The 18,250-nt window shown below is 54.7% G+C and carries 12 protein-coding genes and 1 pseudogene; 9 read left to right on the forward strand and 4 right to left on the reverse strand.

Annotated features, from left to right (window positions below):
* Positions 1-166 precede the first annotated feature (166 nt).
* Positions 167-2,740 (forward strand): RNA-directed DNA polymerase, encoded by a 2,574-nt coding sequence (locus O3649_RS02930; RefSeq protein WP_371572684.1) that lies wholly within the window; start codon positions 167-169, stop codon positions 2,738-2,740.
* Between the two features lie 1,322 nt (positions 2,741-4,062).
* On the opposite strand, the gene O3649_RS02935 is transcribed toward O3649_RS02930, so the two are convergent.
* Positions 4,063-4,446 (reverse strand): transposase, encoded by a 384-nt coding sequence (locus tag O3649_RS02935; protein WP_371572686.1) that lies wholly within the window; start codon positions 4,444-4,446, stop codon positions 4,063-4,065.
* Positions 4,447-4,595: 149 nt separating this feature from the next.
* Here O3649_RS02935 and O3649_RS02940 point away from each other — a divergent pair, with 149 nt between their 5' ends.
* Both O3649_RS02940 and O3649_RS02945 read left to right on the forward strand, forming a co-directional pair.
* Positions 4,596-5,000, forward strand: a complete 405-nt coding sequence (locus tag O3649_RS02940) for an immunity 22 family protein (RefSeq protein ID WP_371572688.1) — start codon at positions 4,596-4,598, stop codon at positions 4,998-5,000.
* A 204-nt stretch (positions 5,001-5,204) separates the two neighbouring features.
* Positions 5,205-5,726, forward strand: a pseudogene (locus O3649_RS02945) (ISL3 family transposase); the annotation flags it as partial.
* A 339-nt stretch (positions 5,727-6,065) separates the two neighbouring features.
* Here O3649_RS02945 and O3649_RS02950 read toward each other — a convergent pair.
* The 3 genes from O3649_RS02950 to O3649_RS02960 all read right to left on the reverse strand — a co-directional run bounded on the left by O3649_RS02950 (position 6,066) and on the right by O3649_RS02960 (position 10,682).
* Complete coding sequence (locus O3649_RS02950; protein WP_371572690.1) at positions 6,066-8,975, reverse strand: FAD-binding and (Fe-S)-binding domain-containing protein; 2,910 nt, start codon at positions 8,973-8,975, stop codon at positions 6,066-6,068.
* 340 nt (positions 8,976-9,315) lie between these two features.
* The gene (locus tag O3649_RS02955) at positions 9,316-10,311 is read right to left on the reverse strand and encodes a restriction endonuclease (RefSeq protein ID WP_005505835.1); all 996 of its coding nucleotides are present in this window, start codon (positions 10,309-10,311) and stop codon (positions 9,316-9,318) included.
* A gap of 140 nt (positions 10,312-10,451) precedes the next feature.
* Positions 10,452-10,682: a hypothetical protein gene (locus O3649_RS02960; RefSeq protein ID WP_141744435.1), complete on the reverse strand. Its 231-nt coding sequence runs from the start codon at positions 10,680-10,682 to the stop codon at positions 10,452-10,454.
* 113 nt (positions 10,683-10,795) lie between these two features.
* Between O3649_RS02960 and O3649_RS02965 the strand changes: the two genes are divergently transcribed.
* The 6 genes from O3649_RS02965 (at position 10,796) to O3649_RS02990 (ending at position 18,219) form a co-directional block, all read left to right on the forward strand.
* Positions 10,796-12,505: an ion channel gene (locus tag O3649_RS02965; RefSeq protein ID WP_371572692.1), complete on the forward strand. Its 1,710-nt coding sequence runs from the start codon at positions 10,796-10,798 to the stop codon at positions 12,503-12,505.
* A 466-nt stretch (positions 12,506-12,971) separates the two neighbouring features.
* Entirely contained in the window at positions 12,972-13,622 is a 651-nt protein-coding gene (locus tag O3649_RS02970; RefSeq protein ID WP_371572694.1) for an aspartate ammonia-lyase, read from the forward strand.
* Between the two features lie 87 nt (positions 13,623-13,709).
* Positions 13,710-14,285 (forward strand): HIT domain-containing protein, encoded by a 576-nt coding sequence (locus tag O3649_RS02975; protein WP_049342029.1) that lies wholly within the window; start codon positions 13,710-13,712, stop codon positions 14,283-14,285.
* A gap of 513 nt (positions 14,286-14,798) precedes the next feature.
* Entirely contained in the window at positions 14,799-16,004 is a 1,206-nt protein-coding gene (locus O3649_RS02980; protein WP_371572696.1) for a hypothetical protein, read from the forward strand.
* A 164-nt stretch (positions 16,005-16,168) separates the two neighbouring features.
* Positions 16,169-17,452 (forward strand): Mur ligase family protein, encoded by a 1,284-nt coding sequence (locus tag O3649_RS02985; protein WP_303972172.1) that lies wholly within the window; start codon positions 16,169-16,171, stop codon positions 17,450-17,452.
* Positions 17,452-18,219, forward strand: a complete 768-nt coding sequence (locus O3649_RS02990; protein ID WP_371572698.1) for a type 1 glutamine amidotransferase — start codon at positions 17,452-17,454, stop codon at positions 18,217-18,219. Before O3649_RS02985 ends, O3649_RS02990 begins: the two co-directional genes overlap by 1 nt.
* The last annotated feature ends 31 nt before the right edge of the window (positions 18,220-18,250 follow it).

The raw sequence follows: 18,250 nt of genomic DNA on the forward strand, positions 1-18,250 counted from the left end.
GGGTCTAGCTCATATATAGAAACCACCCCCTTTGCGGCGACAAGCTGCGGAGGGGTGGTTTTCTATACCTAGAATAATGTAACGTGATATATAGGCTATATGTTAGGGTCTGGTCAAATATTATAATACCTAATATTTGATACTTATCTCGGGAAAGGAAATATTGATGACGTGGGGTAAAAATCTGGAAAATATATCCCTTAATGATGGAATTGCCGTAGAGGCACCGTCGGGTGATTTGTATATCAAAACCAGCAAAAAAAGTTGGTATATCTTGAAAGATTATAAAAATAAATTAGATTTAAATGTTGAAGACCTAGAAATGGTTTTGGAAAACTCTGAACCAGAATTTGTTTTTGATATTAGCTCGGTGGAGTCCACTCTTTATGCGCAAAGATGGTTTCAGAGGATTGATGATTGTCCATCGAAATGTTCCCAGAAGGTTATAATTTATCTCCTTGAAAAACATGTTGATGATTACTTTTCGTTTATAACTGACAGTACACCCCAAGTTTTACTGGATGAGGTTGAGAGCATCATCTGCCCAAAATGTCGTGTAAATGCAGGAATTCTGACGTATTATTCAGAGACTTTGAGTGCAGAGAACCTAATTAGAAGAGGATACTTTAGTAAATTCTTAAATAAATTTGACGGGTATAAATATATTAGCGAGGAGAGGTCTTTAAAAAATAAAGATGGATGCACGTGTAATAGTCGTATTGCAGGACGCGCTGCAAATTTTGCATTTCACAGCATTCCTGTAAATACTGAAATGTCGGCTGTAATATTTAATTTTGATAGTTTTTTTGAATGGGTTAACAGTCGTAAGGAAGAATATTTCTGGAAAGAAAATAATGGTGAGAGTAGTGTGGAGGCCGTTAGAGAGTGGACAACTCCTATAACTTACAATGCCCCCGATATTAATAGTGGGCGTAAGGAATATAAGTTGCCTAATTTATTTTCTTATGCAAATATGGTTTATTATATCGAAGCTAATAAAGATGGGATTATTGACATCTTCCTTGAAGATGGTAGTTCAATATCAAAATTTTTCGATTGCCCCATTTATAGCGATCAGGTCAAAAACGAGATTAAGCTGTCTTTACTTCTTGGCTGCAGTAAAAGGCGTGTAATTGAAGTGCAAAATTTTCCTGATTCTATTTATACTCATAGTTTGGAATGGGTAATGGGGGGAAAAGTAGAAGCAAAGAAGAGTATCAGTAGAAAGAAAGTTTATGGTGCTTTAAAGATGGGTAGGGATTTTGATGTTCTCTTGCAATCTTCGCAAAACGGAGAAACCCATGGTATTCCCTGGGGAAGCACGGTAAGCCAGGTTATAGTTGAAATGTATATGTGTAAATTGGATAAAGCCCTACTAAATAAAGGTGTAGTTTCGTTTGTAAGAGATTTTGATAATATCACATTCTCATATAATACAGAATCTGATTTAGAGGATATCGAAAAAAATGTTCGCGATACTTTGAGTGAATATAATCTTGGGCTGAATGATACTTATACAAGGGATTTTATGTCCCCATTTGTTGAGCTCTCGAGCAAGGAATCCATCATCAATTACTTTGCTAGAGCTTCTCTTTGCTCTAATTTGGATATTGAAAGTAGAAATATTAATAATATTAATATTTCTGTTAGGGAGAATGTATATAAATTTATTGACTACTGTTCCTCGGAGGAAGGCAAAGGAAATGAAGGTAGTCTGGGATTGATGCTTCCCACCCTTATTGAAAATATTATGAATGGACCGATTAATTCCTTACTGAGTGCAGTGTCCTCCACTCATGCAGGTAAGTATAATTCTGTCCTTGATATTATTTTAAATCCTAATCCCATTTCGAACTTGAGTATTTTTGAAAAGATTCTAGACCTATGTCTTATGCACCCAGAAATAACTCAAGAATTTATAGACTTCTCAAGATATATAGTCTATGTAATGAAAGTTAGTGGCATGGGTCCCCATGCGAGAGAGCGGATTGTTGCGAGGGTTCATTCATATTTTTCTAAAATGAATGGCAGTTTGGGAGATAGAATTCACCATCTATTGCGGCGAAAAAATAGCCAAGAGCTACATTCGTTGTTGATGTTAATAATTATTTTTGATTATGATATAGTTTATCAAAGAGAAGAAGAAGTTAAAGAAATTTGCAAATTGATTGTTGGGTCTGGAATGGATGATATTAGTCTGATCCTTGCCACAATGATTTATTACCGCAAATTTAATAATTTTAATGATTTATTAGATGTTTCGGCGAAAGTTCTCTGGATGAGTCATCGCTTAATCTGCACCCAGGATAATATGGATTATTCTGAAAATGATAGCTTGTGGTATACGAAACTTTGTTCTTGTGGAAAAGAGTTTTCTGGAGAGTTGTGGATGTATAGATATTTTATGTACTCATTGAGTAGTGATAAGGGGTATGAAGCGGAGGAATCTTCGGGGGGTAAGAATATCCATAAGTCATTCCGAGAATCTTTGAGCGTAATTAAATGTGAAAAAAATATACCCCTAGAGGATCATTTTAAATTTAGATTAACAAAAGAGGAGGTTAAGAAAAGGATTGAGAGCGGAAGAAATGCTAAGAAGCTTGGTATGATTGTTCATATGTTTTATAGAGAAATGTTGGATGCAGGTATTAGGTTTGTCAATCCCGGAAATTGGGAAGTGGTATTTAAAGACGGTGAAGTGATTGGTAATCCATATGGCTACAGATATGAATTATACTAGATTTGTGAATATCTATTTACATTTAATAACTTATTTTTGTGGTAAGTATCGAGATAGTAAATCGGTTACCATAAAATGCTAGTCGCCATCTATCTGTTTGCGGTAATCCAGAGTATCGTAACCTTATAAACGGCAAAGAGGACCCGGCAGGCTATCCATCAGATAGCCTGCCGGGTCCTCTTTATGAATTCGTGCCCCAAAGGTAGTTTGCACTGTTTTCCACAGGTCGTCTTTTTCTTGCTCTCGAAGCTAGTTTTCCACAGATTGCTGAGAGTAATCATGCACGCTCCTCAAAATCACGGTAGGGTTCATATACCCATGTGAAGGAGTGAAGACCATGGCGAAAAGGAAACGCCTCATATCCGGCGAGAAATTAAACTCCCGGTATCACGTTGCGTTGAGATCTGGGCACATCCTCCTGTTACCTCATATGTTGACATTGAAAACCAATTTATCAGGTTATGAGATATCCGCAACCGCGTGAACGAAGACCCCAAGCCCAGTACGGAGGCTGCTGAGTAGTAGCGGTTTAGGCTTATAACCTAGCTATATAGAAAACCACCCCCTTTTGCGGCGACAAGCTGCGGAGGGGGTGGTTTTTGTACCCTTTGAGGAGGTGAGGTGGGGAGTGCGTCTGGGTGCAAAAAGCTGTGTCGCGGGCTAGTTTTTAGCTCCAGAGTGCTAGCGTGGTAGTAAGGCGAACGTCCATAGTCATTCAGAAAATGGGTAGCTGGATGGTCCTGAAAATGATGTATCGCTGTTGATTATTGAGGGAGCACGAGCGTATGAAGTCGAATAAGTATGTTCCTGTTGGGATGCTGTTCTTGATCCTGGCAATTATCTTGAACGTAGTGTCAAATGTCAGCGACCTAGTGGTTGGAATTCTCTACGGCATCTCAATAGCAGTATTGATTATTGGACTATCTAATAGTCGAAAATAGATGCTGCAACTGAGAAAAGGGGGCTGGGGGTCTTCCCGGTTTGGCCGCTCAGCTGGCAGTAGCTGCATGGAGCTGCCGAGGTGCATTATAAGCAACCAAGGAGGTATATTATGAAAAGTATTATTTTTCAGAGCATCGGTGCTTTTATCCTCGTATTTTCTCTTTCCTGTCTGTTCTTGACAGTGATTCAGGGAATGGGAAATCTTTGTTCACCAAACGTTCTTATGATTTCCTTAGGTATGGGTTTGGCATCGGCTACCATGTACTTCTTTGCATTCAGGAATCATGACTAGTCAACCGTGCTATCTTAAAACATCTTAGAGGTAGGGCTATTGTCAGCCCTACCTCTTTTTTTTGTGTGTCTGTGCCATATGGGGCTCTTCATAATTGAGGGTGTAGTTGGGGTCTGAATCCTCCTGTTTCAAGGAGTGCTCGGGTGATGTAGTGGGTGAGGTTTCGGAATCCGAGGGCGGAGCCGCGTAGGTGTTCGAGGCGGCCGTTGATCGCTTCGGTAGGGCCATTGGAGGTGTGGGGTTGGTCGAAGTAGGCGAGGATGTCCCCGGCTCGGCGTTTGAGCGTTCTGCCCAGCGTGTCACGACAAATGCCCTGGCACCCGCAGCGTCGACACCACCGGTCCGCACCAGTAATACGGCATGCCAACACTGCATGGTCTGCCTCAATGCGCTGGCCCGTCACTTCTAGGCCCAGGTCATACAGGCGCGTGAACGCGCTCAGGTTAGGGCGATCAAAGGTAGTATTGGACATGTCGAAATCTTTCGGATGGACGGTGTAGCAATCTCCATCATCGGAAGACCTCGACCCCTACCCGGCCACGACACGCCCAACGCCGCCCACAACACCTACACCCTCAAATGCGAAGAGCCATTTTCGATAATTGAGAAAGGACGATTAAAATGATTGATTCAGATACAAAAAATATGATTTCTGTATGGATAGGAACATCAAATAAGACGTTAGATGAATTTAATAAATACACTGAAGGAATGGAAGATTCAGATTCTCAATGTCCAGCATTTGCAGATTTTGGGGTTTCATTTATTGATTCAGACTTTTTTGTAGCTTTTCGTACCATAAACGGAGAGATTGTTCCAATTGAAATTTTAGCTGAAGAAATTGGTATGCATTCGAAAAAAGCCACAGAAGAAATTATAAGAGCATCTAAAGAAAAAGGTGTGAATGAAGGGAATTCTTTGTATTATTATGCAAACGCTACTTTTAAACCCGATGATCCAGAAAAACTTTATAATGACTTAAAATTTATAGGAACGTTTAAAGATCCTAGAAAAAAGTTTCGTTAAATTGGTTGCGTAGCAAGCTGTAGCTTGCATAAATTTTTAAATTCACAGGTAGAGTGCGTGCCTCAAAGCATGCACGCAGTTTCTGGGCTCTTCGCATTTGAGGGTGTAGGTGTTGTGGGCGGCGTTGGGCGTGTCGTGGCCGGGTAGGGGTCGAGGTCTTCCGATGATGGAGATTGCTACACCGTCCATCCGAAAGATTTCGACATGTCCAATACTACCTTTGATCGCCCTAACCTGAGCGCGTTCACGCGCCTGTATGACCTGGGCCTAGAAGTGACGGGCCAGCGCATTGAGGCAGACCATGCAGTGTTGGCATGCCGTATTACTGGTGCGGACCGGTGGTGTCGACGCTGCGGGTGCCAGGGCATTTGTCGTGACACGGTGGTCAGGCGCTTGGCGCACGAGCCTTACGGGTGGCGCCCCACGATCTTGCACGTGAGCGTGCGCCGCTACCGGTGCCCGGAGTGCGCCCATGTGTGGCGCCAAGATATGAGCCAAGCGGCCGATCCGCGCGCCAAGCTCTCGCGTGCGGCGGTGCGCTGGGCGCTGACGGGCCTGGTGGTCCACCATCTGACGGTGGCGCGTATCTCCCAGGCCCTCGGTGTGTCCTGGAATACCGCCAACACCGCTGTCCTGGCAGAAGGGGCGCGCCTGCTGATCAATGATCCAGCTCGGTGTGAAGGGGTGCGTGTCATCGGGGCGGATGAACACGTGTGGCGCCACACCCACTACATCACCCGAGCACTCCTTGAAACAGGAGGATTCAGACCCCAACTACACCCTCAATTATGAAGAGCCCCTTATCCCACCTATGCGATTCATCATCTGGAAACTGCAATTACTAATATCTATGTTGATATGAAACTGTACGAAGATGATCAGCTCTTTAGGTCAATACTAGAATATATAAACTTCTACGCGATGGTGAATTCTTCTATATGATATTTATGAGAAGAATTGACACGACTATTTATTAGGTTTGCAGAATGTAAAAAGGGACCCGGCTGGCTATCCATCAGATAGCCCGCCGGGTCCCTTCTTTCGTCAGCTTATGCGCTCAACCTTTTAGCGGGTGGTGCGTTCGAGCAGCTGCAGCACGTTCTGGTAGCTGTGGCCGGTCGCCTCCGTCATGCCCTGCTCGCAGGTGCGGTTAGCCGAAATGTATGCGGCGAACTGCTTCTGCTCGCTCAGCTCGGCAGCCTCAGCCTCAGTAGCGCTCGCAGTCAGCTCCGGGTGCAGCATACCGCGGTCACCCGCGTAACCACAGCAACCCCAGTGCTTCGGCACGTACACGTCGTCACTCATCGCGTTCGCAATCTTCTCAAACGCAGGCTGAGTGCCCAGGTGAGTCATGGAGCAGGTCGGGTGCAGAGCAATCGACGGCAGGGGAGCGGACACAGTCAGCTTGTCCAGCATGTTGTCGGCGGCGAACTGCACCGCGTCGTACATGCGCAGACGCGAGTAGTCCGGCTCGCCCGGCTTCAGGCCGTTCACGATCTTGTGCTCAAGCGCCTTAATAACCTTCTCGCGCATCACCTCAAGGCCCTCAGTACAGGACGAAGCGTCACACACGACCGGCAGGCGGCCACCGTCAGTAGCCTCCCACAGGGACTTCAGCACACGGTCACTCATAATCGAGTAGCCGTCGGTGAAGCCCTTCGACTTCCACGGGGTAGCACAGCACATCTCGCCAATATTGTCCGGGATGCGGTACTTCACGCCGGCACGCTCACACAGGCGAATGAACGCCTGAGTTGCGTTGACCGGGTCGTGCTTGCCGTCGCCGTCCACGCCGCCGAACATGGAGTTCACGCAGGCGGGGAAGAACACAATCTCAGCGTTAGCGTCCTTGTGCGGCTTACGAGTCGGGCCACCGACGGGCAGGTCCTTCTTGTAGGAGGGAACCATGTCGTCGCCCATGACCTTGCGGGCAATGTTGGTGGTACCGTGCACCACGGGGAACGGCAGGTTCTTCGCCACGGTCAGGGCCTTGCCAGCGACCTTGTCCATGATGCCCCACTGCTGCGCGGCGACCTTCCAGCCGGCGGCGGCCAGCTTGTCCTGGTTCTCAGAACGCAGGCGGCGAATCAGGTCGCCAGTGTTAATGTTCACGGGGCAGCGAGTCTGGCACATGCCGTCCACAGCACAGGTCTCAATGCCGTAGTACTCGTACTCCTTACGCAGACGCTCAGCGAGCTCGTGGTCGCCGTTCGCCTCAGCGGCAGCAATCTCACGGCGCAGCACGATGCGCTTACGCGGGGTCAGGGTCAGGTTGCGGGAGGGGCAGACCGGCTCGCAGTAGCCGCACTCCACGCAGCGGTCGACTTCTTCCTCAACAGTCTCAGCGACCTTCAGGTCGGTCACGTAGTCGGTGTCCGGCTCAACCAGCAGAACGCCCGGGTTCATGAAGCCCTTCGGGTCAATGAGGCGCTTGATCTGGCGCATCACGTCGAAGAGTTCGTCACCGAACTGGCGGCTCACAAACGGAGCCATGATACGGCCGGTACCGTGCTCAGCCTTCAGCGAGCCTTCGTTACCGAGAATCAGCTGAACCATTTCTTCAGTGAAGTCGCGGTAGCGGTCCAGCTGCTTCGGGTCGCGGAACTGCTCGTTCAGCATGAAGTGGATGTTACCGTCCTTCGCGTGGCCGAAGATCACGGAATCCTTGTAGCCGTGTGCGTCGAACAGCTTGGTCAGGTCGCTACAGGTGTTACCCAGAACCTCAACAGGAACAACCACGTCTTCCAGCAGTGCGTTAGTGCCGGAGCGGCGGTTACCCGCAACGGTGGTGTACAGGCCACGGCGGGCAGCCCACAGTGCGTTACGCTCAGACAGCTTGCTGGTCATCGACACGGGCGACGCCACGGGCAGGCTCTTAAACATGGGTGCCGCAGCGGCAGCCAGGTCGTTCAGCTCCTGCTCGGAGTTGCCCTGGAACTCGACCAGCAGGGCGGCGTGGTCCTTCACGTCGATGGCGGCGAGCGCCTCCGCAGCCTGGCCGGTACGCTGAGCCACACGAATACTGGTGGCGTCCATCAGCTCGACGGTAGCGAGCTTGTTAGCAACCAGTTCGGGCACAGAGCGTGCAGCATCAATCAGGTTGTCGAACACGAGCAGGCCGGTGGAAATGTTCTTCAGAATCGGCAGGGTGCGGTAGGTAGCCGAAGCAACAAAACCGAGGGTGCCTTCCGAACCAATCAGCAGGTGCTGCAGAATGTCCACGGGGGTTTCAAAGTCGACCAGGGAGTTCAGGCCGTAACCCATGGTGTTCTTCATGGAGTACTGCTGGCGAATCTTCGCCATGGATTCGGGGTTCTCAAGCACGCGCTTGCGCAGGCGCAGCAGGCCCTCGTGGAGTTCAGGTTCGAGGGAGCGCAGCTTCTGGTCGGCGTCCGGCTCGGCGGTGTCGATGATGGTGCCGCTGGGCAGCACTAACACCATGGAGTCGAGGGTGTTGTACGTGTTGTACTTGGTGCCCGAAGACATGCCGGAGGAGTTGTTCGCGACCACGCCACCGATGGTGCAGGCGGACCAAGATGCCGGGTCGGGGCCGAGCTTGTAGCCGTAGGGTGCCAGGTAGTTGTTGACCATCATGATGGTCGCGCCGGGCTGCACGCGCACCTTCTTGCCGTCTTCAAGGACCTCAATTTTCTTGAAGTGGCGGCGGGTGTCGACCATGAGGCCGTCGCCGCTGGACTGGCCGGAGAGGGAGGTGCCGCCGGAGCGGAAGGTCAGCGGCAGACCGAGGTCGCCGGCTGCGCGGAAGATGTTGGCGACGTCTTCGGCGGAGTCGGGGCGGACCAGGCCGGCGGGCACGAGCAGGTAGTGGGATGCGTCGTGGGAGATTGCCAGGCGCTCGAGTTCGGAGACGCTGGATTCGACGGCTTCTGCGCGCGCATCGGAGAGTAGACGCTTGAGGGTGTCCTCGTAGGGGGACTTGAGTGCTTTGGAAGTGTTTGACACAACGGTGGTCATGATGAATCTCCTTAGTGAGACTGTCTTACCTTTCAGTATGTGCTCTTGAACACCGTCTTTTCCGCTTAGCTATGGCTAAGCTTGGCGACTACTTGTCACCATAAAGGGGGTGGGTTATACACCGTGCTGATGCGGTGGTTTGCCGCGTATTTGCTGGCTTTCCGGGGGAATACGCCCGGGCCTGCGGAGGCGCACCCACCACACTCTGAACGCCGCGGTTGCTCTTAGGCGCGGCTGCCGAGGGTTGTAACATTCCAGCGGCTAACCCAAAAGGCGGCTAACCCAAAAGAAAGCGTGGGGCAGAAAGCTACATGCTTTCCACCCCACGCTTGTGTAACGTTTAGGCTTCGTCGAAGAAGTCCTCATCAAGCTTCATGATGGTGTACGTGCGTGCCACCTGTACGCCAACACCGTACTTAATCATGAGGCGCGCCAGGTGCTCACCATCAATCAGAACGAGGGAAACTCCGCCACCAAGTTCCTCCGCATAGCCGCGTGCGTCAGACGTATAGGAGCTCGACGTGATGAACACTCCCTGCGTTGCCTTGCCATGCAGTGCGCCCACAAAGCTCTGAAGGGCAGGGCGTCCCACCACATTGTCCTTGGCGTAACGCTTAGCCTGGACATAAATCTTTGAAAGACCCAACGCATCCTGGTCAATGATTCCGTCCACGCCGCCGTCATTGGAAGCCGGAGTAACGGTGCCGCGTCCTGCCGGGCCGCCGTAGCCCATCGCCAACAGAACATCCACCACCAGATGCTCAAAAGCAGTCGGAGACATTGCGCGGACGCGTTCCAAAATATCGTGCGTCAGCGCGGACTCAATCTGAGTGATGCTTTCATCAATGAGTTCCTGCGGGGTGCTATCAGACACCTCAGAGGGTGCAGTCGTGACGGCAACAGTCTTGGTAGCGGTCTTCGGGGTTTCCTGCGGGTCCTGCTCGGAACTATCAGACTGGGAACGCTCACGCGTGCTGCGGGCGGAACGAACGATATGCGCGACGACATCATCGGGGATGCCCCCAGGATGAGCCTCAATCAGCTTCAAGCCTTCGTCAGAAATAACCTGCTGACCGCGGCGAGGGGAATCAACCGCACCGAACATCTTGAGATAGGTCAAGCCCCAACTAATGCGGTCCACATAGACGGGACGCTTGCCGTTCGGCAGGTAGGGTAGTAGCTGCTCGTCAGAAAGCGGGTAGCGCTCTGCTACAGCGCTATAAATCTCTTTATTGGTGCGGGAGTTGCCGTCAGATAGGTAAGCAAGAATGCTGGGAATGAATTCGTAGAACTTGGGAAGTTCAACCTCAGTGGTATCAGGCGACTGAGCGGTCATCGGTGTATCTCCATTGATTGATAACGGCTGGTTAATAACGGCGGGTAGTCCGTTCTTAATATACCTCTAATACAAAAGATAATCGTTACCAGAGGTGCCTGTTTTCCCTTGTGCAGGCTTTATTAGCGCCGCAGCTGCTCTTAGGCACGCCCGCCGAGGGCCGTAACATTCCAGCTAGCAGTACTATCAGAAGTCACCACACCACAAAATAGGGGAGAACCCGCCGAAGCACGCACCCCCAAATCCTCCACAAACACGCGGCCACCCGCAGGCACACTACGCTCCTTACGATCCACACCCGCACAATACACCGTCATCTTCGCACCCGAACGGTTCTCCACCGCAACCGAACCGCCGCCCGATTTCGACACAGTATCGTGCACAAAACCGCGGTGTAAAGACCGCCGCCCAAAGGTCACAGCACAAGGTCACAGTGCAACGAAATAGAAACGCAAACGCAACGGCGTGGAGTATCATTCACACTATGGATAAGGCAGAACAGAACCAGACAGACAACACGGTAAAGAACGGCACAGCACCCAATACCTCGGGGAATACCTCGGGCAATATTCCGGGGAACAGCCCGGTGGGTGCGTCTGCGCGCCCTGAAACTGTTGCATCTGAAACTACCGCATCTGAAGCCGCCGCTGAGAATACCACGAAGGCTGGTTATACCCAGTCGGCACCGGCAGAATCCAGTGCCGCCAAAACTAGTGCTGCAGCAAGTAGCCCCGCAGAGGCTACCGCCCCCGGCATGGAGGCAGTACAGGTTGATGCCGTGCAGATTGATAGCGCCCGCCTGGACAGCACCCACTCCGTCTACTCCACCGACCTGGACCCCGACGACTACGAAGAGGTCGTCGAAGAATACGCCACCACCGACGCGCCGGACGGTACGCACCGCGAGGAGCGTCGCATCACCCGCACCACGCATCACCCGCACGGCAAGGGCGACCAGAAAGCGGGCACCCAGGGTAACCCCGATGGTGACGCCGAGATTATTGATGTAGGCGAACCTGAAACGCACACCACGACTATCCGCACGGTCACCCGCACCGTCACGGACCCGCCGCGTCGCGCCCCGCGCACCCGCCTGTTCCGCACGCTCAGCAAGTACCGCGGCGAGAAGAACCTGGCCGCGTGGGAAGACCGCACTTCCACGCCCATGTTCGTGGCGTCCGTGCTGTACCTGCTTGCGTTCGCCGCGCCCATCATGAGCACGCGTATTCAGGAGCCGTACGACGGGTACCTCAACATCATTCAGATGATTCTGTGGGGCCTCTTCGCCGCCGACTACTGCGTGCGCCTGTACCTGGCGCCGCGGCGACTCTACTTCATCACGCATAACCTGATGAACCTGGCGATTGTGCTGCTGCCCGCGTGGCGTATTGTCAGCTTCCTCTCCATGATTTATATGACCGCCAACCGCCAATATAAGAGGCTCTCAGAGCTGGCGGTGAAGCTCTTCGGATACACCGCGATCTTCATCATCATGTTTGCCCTGTCGATCTATTCGGTGGAGTCCTCCGAGCCGGGCGCGATGATTCGTGACCTGCCCACCGCCTACTGGTGGATGTTCACGACCCTCGCCACGGTCGGCTACGGAGACGTTTACCCGGTCACCGGTATCGGCAGGGTCATCGCCGTGATCGTCATGCTGTACGGCGGGGGCTTGGTCGCGGTTGCTACCGGTGCGCTCGCGAGCTGGATTATCGAAAAGTTTGGTGGCAGGGAGGAGCAGGAGTACCCCGCAACCAAGGCTGACGTGGACGATCTTCGCCAGGAGATTTCTGAGTTGCGTGCCCTGCTGGCTCGTGAGTATGCGCGCCGTGAAGCCCGCGACTACACGTTGCGTGAGGTCGTGGATGAAGACGGTGTGCACCCGGTTCCTTCGGATGCGGAGGCGGCACGCCGTACTGGTTTCGGTACCGCTGGGTTTAGCGCTACTGGTTTTGCTGCCGAGGGCTTTACTGCTCCGGGTGCTGCTGGTACTCCTGGTGCTGCTGCGGCAGCTTCCGCAGAGGCCACCTCGAACACCGCGCAGGGTGCCGCGCAGGCTGGTGAACCCGCCGATTCATCGGCATCTCATGAGGTTGCGGTGCGTGAGCAGGAGCCGGTCGCCCTGCTGGAGGAAACTCGCCAGACATTCACGATTATTCGTGAGAAGTTCTCGCTGCGTTCCCGCAAGCAGTAGGAGTCTGCGAATAGTAGCTGGGCTGCGGTAGCGCAGATATAAGCGTAGCTATAACAGCTCAGTTGAGGTTCGGTGCTCAAACCCACACCGCATACCTATTGAAGCGGTGGGTTTGGGCGCCGAGCCCACGCGAAGGCAAGACGAAGGCAAGAAAATTGCCACCCACGCCACCGTGTGGGATATTTTGCCTTGTCGAGGCAAAATTAGCCCGCGGAGTGCAAATCGGGGCTCGTGTGCGTGAAAAACCCCTCAACTTAAGGTCTAATGTGACCAAACTATCTTTTTAAAAATGATCGCTACTGGTGAAACTCCTAGCCAGAGCCTATAAACTATCTACCGTGCCGGTTATCGAACGCCCTGTAGCCTCAATGCGCTACGGGGTGTCGCCGTATCCCCACCTCACTCACGGGGAGGCACCACTCAACTCACAAACTCACTCAAACACATACTCTGTTAGGACACTTTCGTGGCACCTAAGCCCACCCTGGGCGCGCTCGCTCTACTCGTCGGCGCGCTCTCTCTCACCGCGTGTGCACCCGCACCGAATAACGCCTCCGCAAGTGCGGTTGTTGACCCCGCAGCTTTTGAAACCGTCGAGCCCAGCGCCGTTCCCGCCCCCGGCGACGACAGCACCGGAATTAAGGCGGCGGCTATTACCTCGCATGACCCGTCGATTCACCCGACCGCGACCCAGCCCACTGAGACCCCCGCGCCGGATAGCACGAGCAACCAGGAGCCTGCCGCATCCGCCGTGACGGCTGTGCCTTCTTCCGTGCTCGCAACGCGTTCGACTGCAAGCGCTGACGGCACCTGGGTTCAGCAGGACTCTACCAATCTCGAGAACTACATGGACGCAGTCATTCACGACGGCATTATCGAGGTCACCTACCACCTGAACCACGAAGAGCTGGCAACCCCCTTCTGGGTTGGCACTTTCGAGGCGAAGACCGGCAGCTTCAGCTACGTTTCGCACGTGGATCGTGCGAAGCTGGCCCGCGCACCCTACGCCTCCGATAAGGAAACCAAGGAATTCACCATGGAGAACGGCGTGCTGAGCTTCCCCATGACCTATGAGGGTGCGACCCGCATCATTCACCTGGAAAAGCAGCACAGCTAAGCGCGCTGCCGGGGGAGTTATCTCATATCTGGCACGCATGACGGACGGGGCGTTCCCGTTGCCGCGTGCGGGCTATAGAATGGGACTATGAGCGAGAACACGACCCCCGAGCATGGCACCGCAGCCTCGGTGCAGGATTCCTTCGAGCTGCCCGGCGCACCGGATCAGTTCCAGCGCCTGTGGACCCCTCACCGCACCGCCTACGTGAGCGGTGGCCAGAAGGACTATACCGAGAAGACCTGCCCCTTCTGCACCGCGCCCAGCCGCAGTGACGAGGAGTCGCTGATTGTGCACCGCGGCGAGCATGCCTTCGTGATTCTCAACCTCTACCCGTACAACCCCGGGCACCTGCTGGTCTGCCCGTATCGTCACATCCCGTTCTACGATGATGCGACCGAGGCTGAAACCATGGAGATTGCGCAGCTGACCCAGCTCGCCATGAAGGTTCTGCGCGAGGTGTCGCATAATGACGGCTTCAACATTGGCATTAATCAGGGCAAGGTTGGCGGCGCGGGCATTGCTGATCACCTGCATCAGCACATTCTGCCGCGCTGGAGTGGGGATACGAATTTCCTGCCGATTATCGCTCACACCAAGACCATGTCCCGCACGCTGGACGATATGCGTGTGGCTATTGCGGAGGGGTTTGCCCGCCTCAGCTAGACAGCTTGGTGAGTTTGAAAATCTGCACTAGTTCCTTCAATTTGCCAACCAGTGCAGAAAAAACTTGCTTCATAAATGCGTAGATTAGGCAGTCGATGCGTATTTGAATGATGTTATGTCCATTGGATATGGCAAAGTTTTAAATGCAGCGACGCTGCGGGGAAGCTTCCGGCTTCCATGAACACCGCATAGCTCACCGAAAAATAGCGGTCACCGATCGCTTTCGGGCTTGGCAGGGTAAGCGCCCTGCCTCAACCACAGAGGTCAGCGCCTCAGCTGAGAACCCACCCCGTCGTGCGTGAACGCACGGCAACACTGCGGGGGTGCGGATCAGCGTGAAGGACGCTGGCCTCTTTTTGCGTTCTGCGGATGCGCGTGACGGATGCGGGTGGGGGCGAGCGCGCCGGGAATCTGCGGAACGTCTAGGGTGAGCCCGCCGGTCGTGCCACGAACCCGCCAGACCCGCTAGATTTGCCAGCACTAGATGTACCAGACCCGCTAGAGTGGAATGCTATGGACTACCCCAACCTGCTTGAGACTGCTTTTGATGAGTTTGCTGCTGCGCCCGCCGCCGGTGATTCTGTAGGCGCGCCGCAGCTGCTCATCTGGAGGCAGATCCGCTGGTCCAACCGCCGCCCGCTCATTGAGGTGGAACCGGTCGTGCCCGGCGGGGTCGCTGAAGGAGCTCAAAACCGGGCATCTCAAGTGGCAGGGGCACCCCATATGACAGGGGAGAGCGCTCCTAACCAGGAAAGCAACCCCGCGCAGCCTGGCGTTCCGAGCGGGGTTCGCATCCAGATTCCGTTGACCCCCGGCGCCTACCTGGGGTTGCGCATTCCGCGCGATAGCGAGGGGGAACTCTACCGCTACTGCGCCGGATACACCACCGGCACGAGCAATGACGCCGCCCCCGAATCCGCCTCCGAATCCGGGGGAGCCTCCGCGGGAATCCGCCGCGTACCCTGCCCCGAAGGTACCCGCATCCAGCGTGGTCAGCAGTGCCCGCGCTGCACCGCTCGCGACGAATTTACCGCCCTGCACAGCGCGCACCTGTACCCCGGAACGCTCACCGAATCCATGCGCGCCTACGCTATGCTGGAGCATCGCCTCTACATCGCGACCTTCCCCGACGGTACGCACAAGGTCGGCACGAGCTCCCTGCATTCGACCCCGCGCCGCCTGGATGAGCAGGCGGTCGCCACCGCCACCTACATTGCGCTCGCACCCGACGGCCTTGCCATTCGCCGCGCCGAGGACGCCGTGACCGCCCTCGCGAAGATTCCGCAGGTCAAGCAGGTGGCGAGCAAGTACCGCGCCTGGACGAACCCGCTGCCCGGCGCGCAGCTTCGTGTTGCCCATCAGGAGGCGGTTACCCGCGCCCGCGAAGCGCTCGCCGAGCTGGCGTGTACCGAGCCGGAGGTGCCGCTTACCGCCCTGGATGAGCCGTGGATTCCGTCGCTCGCCATGAACCGCCCGTATGCGGCTCTGCGGGCACAGTCGCCCGAACCGCTGGCGCCCTGTGATCCTGGTTTGGGTGATTCTGGTCTGGAGAGCGGGGCGGCTGGTTTCTTCTGTACGGGTGCGGCGGGTCAGTTTTTGAGCGCCCACACCGGCGATGCTGACGCGGCGTTCCTGGTGAATACTGCCGCGTGGCGGAACGTGCTCGTGGAGCCGGCGCAGGAGTTCACGCGGGTGAGGGTGCAGGGTTCTCTGTTCTAAGCGGGCTCGCTGTTCTAATACCCCCGGCGCTCCGCTCTAGCCGGAGCCCCGCACCAAAACCCTCGCACCAAACCCCCTGCGCCAAAACCCCAGTAACCCCGCCCCGTCCGGCATGAGCGAACGAGCCGGGCGCACCATTCAGCCGCTGGCGTGCGTGTACTAAAATGGTAAGCATGTCCAAACCCCTCATTCGTCTTCTCGGCCAGGGCGTACGCGCCGCGACTAAGCTTCGCGGCGGCGGCTCCGCCTTCCCCGGCCTTGTCATGGAAAAATTGCACCCCGACTTCGTTGCTGAAGAGCTCGCGAAGCTGCCCTACGGCGTGGTTGTTGTCTCCGGCACGAACGGTAAGACCACCACCACGAAGATGGCTGTGCAGCTGCTTGAAGCTCAGGGTCTGAAGGTTTTCACTAACCGCACCGGTTCGAACTTTGTGCGCGGTGTCGCCGCGGCACTGCTGGGCGAGATGACCCTCGGCGGCAAGCTTGACGCTGATATTGCTGTGCTTGAGCTGGATGAGGCGCACGCCGTGCACTTCGTGAAGGCCGTCAAGCCCGACTACGCTCTGCTGCTGAACGTTCTGCGTGACCAGCTGGACCGCTTCGGTGAGATTGACACGACCCGCCGCATGCTGGCGACCGTCGCCTCCGCAACGACCGGCACCGTGGTGCTCAACCGTGAGGACCCGCGCATTCGCTCCCTCGCTGAGAACGTGCAGCCTGGCGTGACCGTCAAGTATTACGGCCTGGATGAGTCCCTGCGCTCGTACTTCCCCTCGGATGATGAGATGCGCGGCGGCACCGTCGCGAAGGCAACCCTGCCCGACGCTGACGTCACCCTGACCGCGTTCTCCGGCACCTCCGCTACGTTCGACCTGGCGGGTGTGGAGCGAGTCGGCGAGATCAACCTCTACGGCATTTACAACATCTTCAACGCGGCTGGAGCTATGGCGCTGACCCGCGCCGTCATGGGGGAGAAGCTCAACGAAGATAAGCTCATTGCGGAGCTGGCGAAGATTACCCCCGCCTTCGGTCGCGGTGAGACCCTGAACGTGAACGGCCGCCCGCTGCAGCTGCTACTCGTGAAGAACCCGAGCGGTTTCCGCCTGTCCCTGGCGAGCGCGAACGCTGACGACTACGCCACCATGATCACGATTAACGACCAGTACGCTGACGGCCGTGACGTGTCCTGGCTGTGGGATGTTGACTTCGACAGCTTGCAGAAGACCGGCGTGCAGATGGTTTCGGGTGTGCGTGCCTGGGATATGGCGCTGCGCCTGGAGCATGACGGCGTGAAGGTTGACAAGGTCAACGAGAACCTTGCCGATGCGCTCAAGGGCTTCATCGCCTCCAGCGGTAACGCGCCCATGCGTATTTTCTGCACCTACACCGCAATGCTGGCTCTGCGTGAAGAGCTCGCAAAGATCACTGACGTTGAGAGGGTTTCCTAATGACGGCAACTCACACTTTTGAGGGCACCCCCGCCTCCGGCCCCAATAACGGTAAGACTCTGCGTATTCTGCAGCTGTACCCGCTCGACATGAACATTTACGGCGACTGGGGCAACACTCTGGCGTTGGCTCGTCGCGCGCAGGCGCACGGCTTTGACGTGCAGATTCTGGACCACAACCCCGGTCAGCCTTTCCCGGAAGATGTTGACATTATTCTGGGTGGCGGCGGTCAGGACTCGGGTCAGTCCGTGATTCAGGATGACCTGCACGCGAACGGTGACACGTTGCGCTCGCTGGCTGAGGCTGGTGTGCCGATGCTCGTCATTTGTGGTCTGTACCAGCTGTTCGGTAAGGAATTCCGCACCCGTGAGGGTGAGGTGCTGAAGGGTATCGGCATTTTTGTTGCGCACACGGTCGGCGGCGATGACCGCCTGATCGGCAACATTGTTGAGGAGTCTGAGGAGTTCGGCACCGTGATTGGTTTTGAAAACCACTCGGGCCTGACCTACCTGGGCCCCGGCTGCACCCCGCTGGCTACCGTCACCAAGGGTGAGGGCAACAACGTGACCGATGCGTACGAGGGTGCGCGCGTGCACAACGTGATTGGCACCTACCTGCACGGTTCGCTGCTGCCGAAGAACCCGAAGATTTCGGACTACCTGATCGAGCAGGCGGCAAAGCGTAAGTTTGGCGAGTTCACGCCGAACACGATTGACGACTCGCTGGTGGAGAAGGCACGCGTTTCGGCTGCGTCTCGCCCCCGCTAGCCTATTCCTGGCGGTGGCGTGCACTTTCTGA

The sequence above is a fragment of the Rothia sp. 27098_8_29 genome, from assembly GCF_041432785.1.
Taxonomy (GTDB): Bacteria; Actinomycetota; Actinomycetes; order Actinomycetales; family Micrococcaceae; genus Rothia; species Rothia mucilaginosa.

What these genes read in the sequence shown, in the direction of transcription:
- O3649_RS02955 (WP_005505835.1), bottom strand. Translation starts at nt 10,311, where the DNA reads ATGACCGCTCAGTCGCCTGATACCACTGAGGTTGAACTTCCCAAGTTC.
- O3649_RS02965 (WP_371572692.1), top strand. Translation starts at nt 10,796, where the DNA reads ATGGATAAGGCAGAACAGAACCAGACAGACAACACGGTAAAGAACGGC.
- O3649_RS02990 (WP_371572698.1), top strand. Translation starts at nt 17,452, where the DNA reads ATGACGGCAACTCACACTTTTGAGGGCACCCCCGCCTCCGGCCCCAAT.
- O3649_RS02975 (WP_049342029.1), top strand. Translation starts at nt 13,710, where the DNA reads ATGAGCGAGAACACGACCCCCGAGCATGGCACCGCAGCCTCGGTGCAG.
- O3649_RS02930 (WP_371572684.1), top strand. Translation starts at nt 167, where the DNA reads ATGACGTGGGGTAAAAATCTGGAAAATATATCCCTTAATGATGGAATT.
- O3649_RS02935 (WP_371572686.1), bottom strand. Translation starts at nt 4,446, where the DNA reads ATGTCCAATACTACCTTTGATCGCCCTAACCTGAGCGCGTTCACGCGC.
- O3649_RS02985 (WP_303972172.1), top strand. Translation starts at nt 16,169, where the DNA reads ATGGTAAGCATGTCCAAACCCCTCATTCGTCTTCTCGGCCAGGGCGTA.
- O3649_RS02940 (WP_371572688.1), top strand. Translation starts at nt 4,596, where the DNA reads ATGATTGATTCAGATACAAAAAATATGATTTCTGTATGGATAGGAACA.
- O3649_RS02980 (WP_371572696.1), top strand. Translation starts at nt 14,799, where the DNA reads ATGGACTACCCCAACCTGCTTGAGACTGCTTTTGATGAGTTTGCTGCT.
- O3649_RS02950 (WP_371572690.1), bottom strand. Translation starts at nt 8,975, where the DNA reads ATGACCACCGTTGTGTCAAACACTTCCAAAGCACTCAAGTCCCCCTAC.